The sequence below is a fragment of the Amycolatopsis acididurans genome (assembly GCF_012328925.1).
In the GTDB taxonomy this organism is placed as follows: Bacteria; Actinomycetota; Actinomycetes; order Mycobacteriales; family Pseudonocardiaceae; genus Amycolatopsis_E; species Amycolatopsis_E acididurans.
In genome coordinates this window covers 1-10998 of sequence record NZ_JAAXLS010000094.1, presented here as the reverse complement: position 1 = coordinate 10998, position 10998 = coordinate 1, and the positions used below count along the sequence as shown (strand labels likewise).

Below are 10998 nucleotides of genomic sequence, written 5' to 3'. Positions count from 1 at the left end.
TCAACCAGCTCAAACACTGGCGCGGCATCGCCACCCGCTTCGACAAACTCGCCACCGTTTACCGCGCGGCCGTCGTACTCCACGCCGTGATCACCTGGACCAACACATTGTCAGACATGACCTAGCTGGCAGCGGAAGTTCGGCCACGACCGGCCATCATCTTCATCCACTGCGGAGACCGGGCCGCAAAGGCGGCGCCGGTGTCAGGCACACACCCGCGGCACGACATGATCGTGCGCTTGCCTTTCTGACCGACATCTACTGATCGCGTCAGGCGGCCGAGCGCCAGGTTATCTGGTCGGACGGTGTGGTGCTGTCGGCGGTGGCTTTGTCCCAGCGGGCTTGGAGTGCGTCGAGGAGGCGTTGTTCGACGGCGCGGGCGACGTGGGAGTAGGTTTCTTGGACTTTGTCGGCGAGGACGTGGCCGAGGCGGAGTGCTTGGGCGATTTCGGGGACGGCGTCGTCGATCATCCAGGTTTTGTGGCTGTGCCGCAGGCCGTGGAACTTGAGCCCGGGTTTGACTGCGTGGAGCCGGGTCTCGGGGTTGGCGATGTGGTTGTTGCCGTCGGCGGCGGGGCGGAACGCGCGCCGTGAGAAGTTGCTGCGGCGGTGGAGTTTCTTTTCCGGCGTAATGAACACGTGGGGGTGGTCGTGGGTGTCCAGGTGCGCGCGGAGCAGGCGGACGAGGAACGGGGGCAGTGTGACGGTGCGGGCGGATTCTTCGGTTTTCGGGGGGCCGAGGAACAGGGGGCCTTTGTTGGGTTCGTGGAGTGCGCCGATGTCGGGGTCGACGGCGAGGTGGCCGGTGTCGTTGTCGAAGAGGTGAAGGTTGGGGCGTTGGAGGCCCGCGAGTTCGCCCCAGCGGTTGCCTGTCCATGCGGCGGTGACGACGAGCACGGCTCCGCCCGGTCCGTACTTGAGCGCGACCTGGTCGGCGATCAGGAGCACCTCGTGCGGTTCGGCCCAGACTTTGCGGGGCGTGCGCTGGGTGCGACGGCGCCGCCCCCTGCGGCGGGCTTGGATGGGGTTGGCGGCGATGAGTTTTTCGGCGGCGGCGTCGGCGAGCAGGAGGGAGAAGCACTTGATGATGCTGTCCACGGTGGTCTTGGCTAGTCCGCTGGCGCGGAGTTTCTTTTCCCAGGTGCGGACTTTGAGGTTGGTGATGTCGGCGAGCGCGGTGGTGCCCCAGCGGGGCTGGATGTGTTTGTTGAGGAAGCTGCGGTAGTTTTCTTCGGTGCGCTGGTCGATGTCGAGGGATTCGAGCCAGTCGGGTGCCCAGGCGGCGACGGTGATCTGCCCGGCGGTGGGGTCTATCCAGGTGCCTTTGCGTTGGTCGGCTTCCATATCCGCGATGTAGGTGTCGGCGGCGGTCTCGTCGGGGAACCCGGGTAGGGATCCGATGGTGCCGTCGTCGCGGCGGTAGCGCACTCTCCAGGTGTTGTCTCCGGATTGTTCCGCCCAAGGCATCATGAACTCCTTCGCTGTGGTGTGGGGGTCATTTCCACGGGGACGTCCATGAACGCTCCATTCAGGACAAAGCGCCAGTGGTTCATGCAAAGAACTTTGGTGCGGAGGAAGCCCCTGCGGTTGTTAGCGCGGTCGCTGGCGTCGGCGTCGCTGAGAACGGTGGCCGTGTGCCGGCCGGGGGTCAGCGGGTCGGCTGCTGGTGGCGACGATGGCCTGTAGGTCGGTGTCGGAGAAGCGCAGGTGCTTGCCCATGAAAGTGCAGGGGATGAGTCGTAAACCGGCCTTGCGGCGGAGCCAGGTTTCCTTGACGGCAAGCTTTTCCGCGGCCTGGGCGGGTGTGTAGAGCAGTGGCGGTCCGACGGGGGCGTCTCCGGTGAAGGGATGCGGAGGTGCCGTCGCGGCGCTGGGTTTCGGGTCGGGTGGTGTGGTCATGCCGCGTCGCTCTCGGTTGTGTCCGTGCTCGGCCGTGCACGTCGATTCCGGCTGGGACGGGGCTGCGGTAGGCATGGCGGGTCGGGCCAGTGGGGTACGGGGTATCCCTCGCGGCGGAGTTCGTCGTCGACGTCGCGCTGCAGCGTGGTGATGTCGTCCGGGGTCAGTCCGTCTGGGTAGTGGTTGCCGGTCATCGTGCGGCCGTCTGGAGGCGTGGGTTGGCTGCGGCGAACAGTTCAGCGCTGACGATCGGTGGGTGCGCCCACGCCGGCGACCACACCCACCGGTCGGGGTGTGTCTGCCGCCCGTGGTGGCGGCCCCAGACCTGGCGCCCGAGGTACTTCGGGTTCCGCAGGACGGCCCGGATGATCGGCACTGTCCACACGCCCGGCAACCCGGTCTCGGGGTCCAGCGGCGCGGGGTACCGCGCCGCGGCGAGCCGCCGCCGGATCTCGCGGACGGGCACCCGATCTTCGCCGCGCCACACGAAGATCATGCGCACGGTGGCTGCCTCAACCGGCTCGATAACGAGCCGGGTGCGCCAGCGCGGTCGCCGGCCGGGCGGCGTGACCCGGACGCGATCGGCTCGGTAGCCGTAGGGCACGTCGCCGGTGTTGAACCCGGCGCGCACCAGTTCCTCGGACCCGGCGCGCGCTTTGGCGAGGTTGGTGGCGTGGTAGTCGCGCAGGACCCGCCGCGACAACGCCAACTTGATACCGCGGTCGGTACTCGGGTAGGTGCCGGGGCGGGTGCGCTGGCGCGAGCGGAACAGGCGGGCTGTCCTGGTGACGAGACGCCTGGCGTGTGATTCCCGTCGGGCGGTCGCGACCCAGCGCGGAATGTCGCCGGACTCATCCTGCGTGGTGGTGTTCGAAGGCATGGCGATACTCCGTTCCGTGAAAAGGGGGCTACGCCGCGGGCGAGTTCTGCGCGCGAGCGGCCATCCGGCCCCGCACATGGCGTGGGCGCGGCGAGCCGGGGCGGGTGCGTCCGTTTCTCTGGTCGCGTGCTCGCGATTTCTTGCCGCGCGCGGAAGTCGGCCCGCGGCCGGGTTCCTCGGCGCGCAGTGAGGTCAGGAGCCGGGTGTGCCAGGCCAGCGCGAAGCGCAGGCAGTTGGATTCGCTGCGGTGGCTGGGCGTGCAGCCGAGGACATACCGGCCCCGGAAACTCCAGGCGGCCGAGTCACTGCTGGAGATCGTGTCGGCATAGCGCCCCAGCCCGAGCACCTTCGCGCCGAAAGCGTGCAAGCGGTATCCCCGAGCCGCCAGCGACCGCATGATCTGTTCGACCTCTGCGGTGTGCTGACGTCGGCACACACTGCCCACCCCGACCAGCGGCAGCGCGGCGAGATCGACTTCGTGTCGTTCGTACATGTCGGCGCAGCGGTGGTAGTCGGCAATGGACTGGCCTTGCAGCACCGGGATGATCGGCAGCTCCGGCGCCAGCTCAAGCAGCCGGAGATAGTTGGCGACGGTGCGCTGCTGGTGGGTGCGCACCGTGGCGCCGGTGCGGGCCAAGACATGCGCCTCGGTCATGTGGTCCATCGGCGCGGCCCACGCGAGGTGGCCGATCTCGCTGTCGTAGCGGCGAAGCGCCGCGACGTAGGCGTGTTCGGTGGTGCGCCACCGGCCGTACAGCGACAACTCCGAGTAGCCCCCGGAATCACACGCCCACGGCCCGCTCGCGCGCGGCAGGCTGCGCCGGCCGGCCAGCCGTCGGTGCGATATCAGCAGGGGCACGCCCAGGTCGCGGGCCAGCCAGGCGGGCTGGTGGGCGCCGAGGTAGAACCTCATCGCCGCACCGCCCGCCGGGCTGTCTTCGCCGCGAGGAGCGCCGCGACGGTGAGCGCGGTGGCGACGGTCTTGCCCAGGACTTGGCCGGGTACAAGGGCGAAGCCGCCGAAGGCCAGGGGCACGAACAGCACGCTGTCGATCCCGAGGCCCACCAGGTTCGAGCCGAGCACGGCGCCGAGCACCGCCCGGCCGCGCAGTCGGCTATAGACGATCGAGCCGATCAGTTCCGAGGTGGTGAAGGCGAGCACGCTGGCCACGGCGATCTGCGGCGTGGCCAGCAGCCAGGACAGCCCGGCGCCGGCCGCGATCGCGCCGAGTACCCCGCGTCCGCCGAGCGCCTCGTGCAGCAGATCGCGCAGGGTGAAGGTCATCCCAGCCCAGAGTGTCCCGGCGGGTACCGCGAACACGCCGAACTGCAGTGGGCTCCAGTGCGTTGAGGTCCAGTTCGCGAGGACGATGTTGCCGACGTAGGCGGCCAGCACCACCACGGTCACCGCTGTCACGCGACGAGCCGCTGACTGGCCGCGCCGGCCCGCGCCGAGCGCGGCGAGCACCCCGAGGTCCAGCCCGCCATAGCCGGTACAGACTGAGCCGATGACCGGCCCCGGACTCGCGGCGACCGTCAACGTGTCCGGGGTGGCCGCCCGCACCGCCCCCGCCGCCGTCGTGGGGACGGCGACGAGGGCGGGGGCGGAGTCGCGCCCGGATCGCGGTGTGGCGCGGCCTGGTCGGGTGCTCATGCCGCCCAACTCCCCGACACGCCCGAGCCACCCCTCGGGTTCCCGGCGTGTCGTGTCCGGGCGCTGACGTGGCGTCGGGAATCCTGATGGTTCGTCGCAATTCCTGAACTCGCGCTCCGGCGCAGCGGCGCGCGGAACACCAGGACGTCCTCATGGCTGATGAGATGCAGGGGCAGCCCGGCTTCGCGCTGTTTGCGGATGAAGTCGCGCTGGAAGAACGACCCCCGCGGCACGAGGTCGTGCTCGGCCGCGCGCGCCAGCAGCGCGACGCACCGCTCGACGGGGATCAGGCCGGCGTGTAGGCCGCAGGCCAGGATCTGCGAGGGCAGGTCGATCAGTTCGGCGTGCTCGCGCCACGGGCGGATGGTGATGGCGATGTGCCCGCCGGGCCGCAGGAACGGCACCAGCCCGGCGAGGATGCGAGTGAACCCGGACAGCAGCCGGTGGTGCCCGATGTTGGCGAGGTTCCCGCGGTCGAGGGTGTTGCCGTAGAGGTGGTGGTACTTCTGCACCCCCGCGCCGGGCGCGACCGACACCTGCCCGTGCGTGGACGGCCCGTACGGCGGGGAGGTGACCACGAGCGCGGCCTGCCCGAGATACTCCGGTGGCAAGAGTGCGGCGATCTGGCGGGCGTCGCCGTGGAAGACCCGCCCGTCGTGTTCCACCCCGGCGGTGTGGGCGAGCGTGAGGTTGGCGCGGGCGACGTCGACCCAGTGCGGCTCGTACTCGATCCCCGCCGCGCGCCGCCCGGCGTGCACGGCTTCGACCAACGTGGTGCCGATCCCGCACATCGGGTCGAGCACCAAGTCGCCGGGCTCGGTGTAGTGGGCGATCGCGTGGGCGGCGACCGCCGGCAGCATCTTCGCGGGATGCGCGGTCGACTCGGCCACGTACCGGTTCTTGCGCTGCGCGGCCGAGGCGGTCTGCGCGGTCGTCCACACCGACACCGCCAGCTCCCGCACCGTGTCGTCGGTGACACCCGCGGATGTGGTGGCGGTGTCGAGGGTGTCGATGACGGCGCGCGGGATGCGCTGGGTCGGCCCGTCGACCGCGTTCTCTGCGGCGGCCGACGCGGTGTCGGCAGCAGTGCTTGCAGGGGTGTGGGGCAGTGGGTGCTGGGCGCGGTCGTCGGCCACGAGCGTGCCTTCCTGGCGGTGGGTTGCGGGCTGGGCGGGGTGCGGAAACTCGGCGCTGGTCATCGGATGAATCCGGTGTCGAACGCCTGCTCGGCCGGGCTCACGGACAGGGGCTCGTACTCGTGCGGCTGGGCGAAAACCAGGACGTCGGAGTGGATGCGCCGATGCGGCGCGGGCAGCCCGCGCACGGCCGCGCGATGCGCGGCGCGCGCCTCGTCCTCGGCCGTTGTGGTGTCGAGTGCGGTGAGGGATTCGACGGCGAACCGGCCCTCGCGCACCGGCGCGTGGAGGGCGACAATGTGCTGGAGGTAGAGCAGGTCGGCGTTCTGCGCGGCGGCCACGACCGCGCCGGTCGGGTCGATCAGCTCACCCGCCGGCCAGTTACAGTGCGTGAGCACGGCGAGGATCCCGCCGACCCGCAGCAGCCGGGCCGCGGCCAGTGCCACCAGGTCGCTGGTGTGGTCGCCGCCGTGCTCGGGGCGCAGGCTCGTGATGATCAAGTCCGTGTCCGCCGGCGCGGCGTCGGCGCCGTCGAACTCCCCGCCGGTGAGGTCTGGACGCGACAGTTCGGAGACGGTTGCGGGTGCGCCGTTGGGGGTGCCGACAAGGTCGGCCCAGAATGGTCGCGACCCCGGACCGGTGGCGGCCGGATCCACCGGGACGCGCACCACGCGGGCGGTCCGGTACAGGCCCTCGACGGCGGCGAGCGCGTCGGCCACTGCGTCGTCCGGCTCGGCTCCGGGAGCGTGGGCGAGCACCCCATCGGAGAAGACCGGCGTGAGCCGCGGACGCTCGCTCGGGGTCGGCCGCGCGGTCGGCCAGGGCAGCAGCGCGACCCGCCCGCCGGGCTCGCTGAACGCGCCGACGATCTTGGTGACGATCGGTGCCGGCCAGGTCGCGTCGAGGTCGACCGGCGCCGGGCCGGCCGTCCACACCGTCGCCGGCGTCGGCGTCGAACTCGACCCGCGCGACCGCGCGCGTGCACCCGGCGAGCCGGGCTTGGCGGGGCTGACCCTAGTGGTGGACGACGCGGTCGGATAGGGGCGGCGCTCGACGCCCCGGCGGGTAGCCGAGCGGGTGCTCGCCGGGCGGGTGGAGTCGCCGCGTCGCAACGGGGCATGCGGTGCGGACCGGCGCGCCGGGTGGTCGGACTGGGGCATGGGGTTCCTCGCAGAGCCTCGGGTGTTGCGCCGCGTGTGGACGGGGCGCCCTGGAACACTCCTGGACTCCGAAATCCGGCCCCTTTTTCAACAGCCCATACCCAACTTTCTTCAAATATTTTTCGCCCGGCCCGCATAGCGACAGAGTGGAAAAGACGCTCGCGCGCCCGCGCGCGAAGAACCCCAGGGCACCCGCCGCTGAAGAAAGCTAGAAAAAACTTCGACGGGTTTCTCCCGCCTCGACCCCGGACGTGTGCCGTGTCGGCCGTCGGGATCACGTGGCCCGCCACCAAAACGCCACCAAACCGCCACCGAAACATCGTTACAGCAGCTCAGAGGCTATTACCGGCGATCATGTAAATGATCTTGATGTGAGCTGCGGTGGGCGTCCCGGCGGGGTTGACGATGATCTTGGTGGCGGGCGGAAACGATCATTCAAGATCATCGGTGGCGGTTTGGTGGCACTCCGGTGGCGCTTTGGTGGCGTTTTGGTGGACTTGATTTGGCGTCCTTGCCTGGTCGTTGTTTCTCCGGCCACGCAAAGGAGCCGACTATGCCGGCGAATCGTGTATTCCGTAACGCGCCTTTCGCGCGTGAATCGCTGCCGCTGGACTCCGCGCGGACGGCGTTTCGGTGGCTGGTCACCGGACCGGAACCACTGTGGATCGATGGCCGCTTCTTCCCCGGTCTGCCTCGGCGGCGGATTGCGCTGGATGAGCTTTCCACCCTGCTGCGCGATCCGCAGTTGGCGCTGGCGACCGTGGACTCGGCCTGGGTGCACCTGGTCACCCGTTCCCGCGATGAGGGCGGCGCCTGGACGGTGGCCTGCGTCGGGCTGGCGTTGCACGCGCTGATCCCCATCACGGCCAAGCTGTGCCGCAAGTACGCCGACGACCATCACGACATTCACGCCGCCGTGCTGACCGGCTTTCTGTCCGAGCTGGCGCACATGGACCTCGCCCGGCCGTGGGTGCTGTGGCGGCTGCGCTGCGCGGCGCTGCGCGCCGGTCACGTCTTTATCCGCGAGGCGCTGGACCGCCCGATACCGACGGATGAGGGCTTCCACTCCAGCGAGCCGAGCCTGCCGTGGGGGCACGAGGATTTCGTGCTCGCGCGCGCGGTGGCCGAGGGCGTCATCACCGGCGAGCAGGCCGAGCTGATCGGCGCCACCCGGCTGGAGCCGGAGTACACGCTCGCCCAGGCCGCCGCGGACCGGGGCGTGAGCTACAAGGCCCTTGAACAAGTCCGCCGGCGTGCCGAGCACAAGCTGGCCGCCTGGCTCGCCGAGCAGGCCCCGCACGACGACTCCGGCGAGCGCCGCGAACGCGATGTGGAGGTCCGCGCGGTCCACGCGGCGACCATCATCGCCGCCGCCCGCACCGCCGCCCGACGGGCCGCGCGCCCCGCCACAAGCCAGCCCGACACATCACGCACGGTAACGGCCGTCGGGGGAAAGTCGTCGAAAAAAGTTCGGGGTCGCGTGTTGAAAAAGACCCCGAAATCCGGAGTCCAGGGCTGCGGGAGAAAAGCAGCCGCTCCCGCGCACACCACCTCGCCCACCCGGCCCGCCGGCACCACCCGGCGGCCCTCGGGCACGACTCCGGGAGTGCCGCGATGCGCCTGACCCGTTCCCTCACTCGCCGCCCACCGCACCACCGCGGCGGCGACCATCGGCCTCGCCGCCGTCCTGCCACCACGCACCTCACGACGGCTCGGCCAGCCCATCGGATCCGGTCCTGCGTGTCCCGGCCGAGCGCCGACGCACCCACCACACCTCCGACCTCTCGTGCTCCGGCGGGGCGTCGCGGCACCGTCCGCCGGCGGCTCCTGGTGATCACCGAGCTGGCTGTCGTCGCACTGGTGCTGTCCGCCTCGGCGGCGCACGCGGAGACCACGCAGGTGCTCGCGCTGGCCGGGTCGATCGATCAGGTGCTGACCAACATCCGCAACTGGGTGATGGGCATTCTGGCGGGCCTCGCGACCGTCTTCCTGTCCATCGGCGGGGTCCGCTACGTCATGGGCGGCGGCGACCCCGGCGAGATCGAGAAGGCCAAGACCGCGTTCAAAGCCGCCGGGATCGGCTACGGCCTGGCCGCGCTCGCGCCGCTGGTCGTCACCGTGCTCCAGGGCATCGTGGGGGCCTGAGCCATGGCCCGCCGACCAGGCCCGACCAGGCCCACCCGTCGTGCGACATCGGCCGCTCCGACCGTGGCCAGCCTGCACACCGACGCGCCCGCCCAGGCCCGTCCGGAGGCCGTCGGCACAGCCACCGGCACTGTCCGGGAACTGCTCGCGCCCCCGGCCGCGAGCACCACCCGGCGCGCCGACAACCGGCACCGCAGGCCCCGCCGGGGGACGGCGTGGCTGCCGCGGATGACGCGAGGCCGCGCGCTGGCGATGCTGGCGGTGAGCCTGGTCGTCCTGCTCGGCGGAACCCTCGCCGTGAACGCCGCCGCCACGCCCGGCGGTCCGGTCGCCGCGCAGCCCGCGCCGACCCCGCCGCTGCCGCTGCCGCCGGTGGACTCGTGCAGCCCGGACTCGCCGCTGCCGGTCTGCCACCTGCCCGCGCCGACCACCACACCGCCGGCAACCGGTGTACCGCTGCCCCTCCCGACCGGGCTGCCCGCGCCAACATGCAGCTTCCCCGGACAGGTGGGCTGCACCCCGGCCACACCGAGCAGCCCGACCACCGCCCCTCCCCCATGCACGGGGGAGGGCTGCATCCCGAAACCCACCACCTCGGCACCCGCGCCGACCAACCCCGGCACCGGAGCGCCCGGCGACAGCGGCAACGGCGACGCCGACTGCGGCATCACCAACATCGGCGGCTGCATCACCAACGCGATCAACGGCTTCTTCCGGGGCATCGTCACCGCCGCGCTCAACCCACTTCTCGATCTGCTGTCCAAGACACTGCTGACCACGCCGACACCGGACTCGCTGCCGCGCATCGGCGAGTTGTGGAACAACTCCTGGCAGATCCTTCTCGCCAGCTACGCCCTGCTGATCCTGATCGCCGGGATCCTGGTCATGGGCTACGAGACCGTCCAGACCCGGCACTCTATTAAAGAGATCGCGCCCCAGATCGTGGTCGGGTTCCTCGCCGGAGCACTCAGCTTGTGGGTGGCGACCAAGGCCATCGAGATCGCCAACGGACTCGCGCAGGCCGTGATGGGCGGCGGGCTGGACGCCAGCTCGGCCGGCGACACCCTGAAAAACCTCGTGTTGAGTTCGCTCAACGGCGGGATCTTCATCATCTTCATCGGCATCTTCCTCGCCGGGATGCTGATCGTCCTGCTCGTCACCTACATCGTGCGCGTCGCCCTCACCATCATCCTCATCGCCGGGGCGCCGATCGCGCTGATGTGCCACGCGCTGCCGCAGACCGAGGGCATCGCCCGCTGGTGGTGGAAAGCGTTCGGCGGTTGCTTGGCCATCCAGGTCGGCCAGTCCCTGACGCTGATCACCGCGATGAAGGTGTTCCTCGCACCCGGCGGGTTCACCCTGTTCGGACCCACCCTGTCCGGGCTGGTCAACCTGCTCGTCGCGCTCGCCTTGATGTACATCCTGTTCAAGATCCCGTTCTGGTTCCTGGGGTCGCTGCGCGGCGGCGGTGGCCGCTCGCTGCTCGGCTCGATCGTGCGCGGCTTCATCGCCTACAAGACCTTCGGCCTGCTCGGCGGCCGAGGCGGCGGCGGTGGCCGCAGGCCCCGCTCGTCCGGTGGTGGCGGGAACGGCGGTGGCGGGGGTCGTGGACCGGCCGACCCCTACGCGCGCACCCGCACCACCGGAGACGGGCAGTACATGTTGCCGCTTGCCGGGGTGCGCCGCAGCCGACCGGCGGCCACGCCCAAGCCCGCACCCAGCGCGCCGAAGGCACGCGCCGCGCGGGGCCGCCAGCTGGCGCTGCCGCTCGGGGACGACTGGCCGGAGAACAAACCGGTCCTCGGACGCGACGGCCAGTACCGGCTGCCGCTGGACGTCCAGCGCGTCACGCCCACTCCGCCGCCACCCGGCCAGGGCAGTCGGCCGCGTGGACGCCCTCGTGGCGGACAGCAACTGGAGTTGCCGTTCGACCCCTACAAGGGCAACCGGCCGACCCGCTCCGGGCAGTACCCGCTGCCCTTCGACGGCATCAAGCGAGTCCCCGCCACGCCCGCATCGCCGCCCTCAGCTGCGCCGCCCTCGGCCGCGCCGTCCCGGCCAGCCCCGCGCCCCGGCAGTCAGCTCCGGCTCCCGCTGGACCTGCCGAAACCCCCACGCCCCACCC

The 10998-nt window shown here is 70.8% G+C and carries 9 protein-coding genes; 3 read left to right on the top strand and 6 right to left on the bottom strand.

Annotation, left to right across the window (positions count from 1 at the left end):
• Window positions 1–270: 270 nt before the first annotated feature.
• From HFP15_RS41680 to HFP15_RS41645, 6 genes are all read right to left on the bottom strand, one after another.
• A complete protein-coding gene (locus HFP15_RS41680) occupies window positions 271–1467 on the bottom strand; it encodes a tyrosine-type recombinase/integrase (RefSeq protein WP_168524072.1) in 1197 nt (398 codons plus the stop codon).
• Between the two features lie 622 nt (window positions 1468–2089).
• Complete coding sequence (locus HFP15_RS41670) at window positions 2090–2779, bottom strand: recombinase family protein (protein ID WP_168524070.1); 690 nt, start codon at window positions 2777–2779, stop codon at window positions 2090–2092.
• Window positions 2780–2807: 28 nt separating this feature from the next.
• Entirely contained in the window at window positions 2808–3692 is an 885-nt protein-coding gene (locus HFP15_RS41665) for a deazapurine DNA modification protein DpdA family protein (protein WP_168524068.1), read from the bottom strand.
• Window positions 3689–4432, bottom strand: a complete 744-nt coding sequence (locus tag HFP15_RS41660) for a VUT family protein (protein WP_246272563.1) — start codon at window positions 4430–4432, stop codon at window positions 3689–3691. The genes HFP15_RS41665 and HFP15_RS41660 overlap by 4 nt, the downstream gene beginning before the upstream one ends.
• Window positions 4429–5631 (bottom strand): TRM11 family SAM-dependent methyltransferase, encoded by a 1203-nt coding sequence (locus tag HFP15_RS41650; protein WP_168524066.1) that lies wholly within the window; start codon window positions 5629–5631, stop codon window positions 4429–4431. The genes HFP15_RS41660 and HFP15_RS41650 overlap by 4 nt, the downstream gene beginning before the upstream one ends.
• Window positions 5628–6728 carry a hypothetical protein gene (locus HFP15_RS41645; RefSeq protein ID WP_210718574.1) on the bottom strand — a complete coding sequence of 367 codons (1101 nt, stop codon included), beginning with the start codon at window positions 6726–6728 and terminating at the stop codon, window positions 5628–5630. The genes HFP15_RS41650 and HFP15_RS41645 overlap by 4 nt, the downstream gene beginning before the upstream one ends.
• A 553-nt stretch (window positions 6729–7281) precedes the next feature.
• Between HFP15_RS41645 and HFP15_RS41640 the strand changes: the two genes are divergently transcribed.
• The 3 genes from HFP15_RS41640 to HFP15_RS41630 all read left to right on the top strand — a co-directional run.
• Entirely contained in the window at window positions 7282–8352 is a 1071-nt protein-coding gene (locus HFP15_RS41640) for a hypothetical protein (RefSeq protein WP_168524064.1), read from the top strand.
• Between the two features lie 206 nt (window positions 8353–8558).
• Window positions 8559–8873, top strand: coding sequence for a pilin (locus HFP15_RS41635; RefSeq protein ID WP_376768935.1), 315 nt, complete (start codon window positions 8559–8561; stop codon window positions 8871–8873).
• A 63-nt stretch (window positions 8874–8936) separates the two neighbouring features.
• On the top strand, window positions 8937–10998 hold a 2062-nt coding region (locus HFP15_RS41630), incomplete at its 3' end, for a TrbL/VirB6 family protein (RefSeq protein ID WP_168524060.1).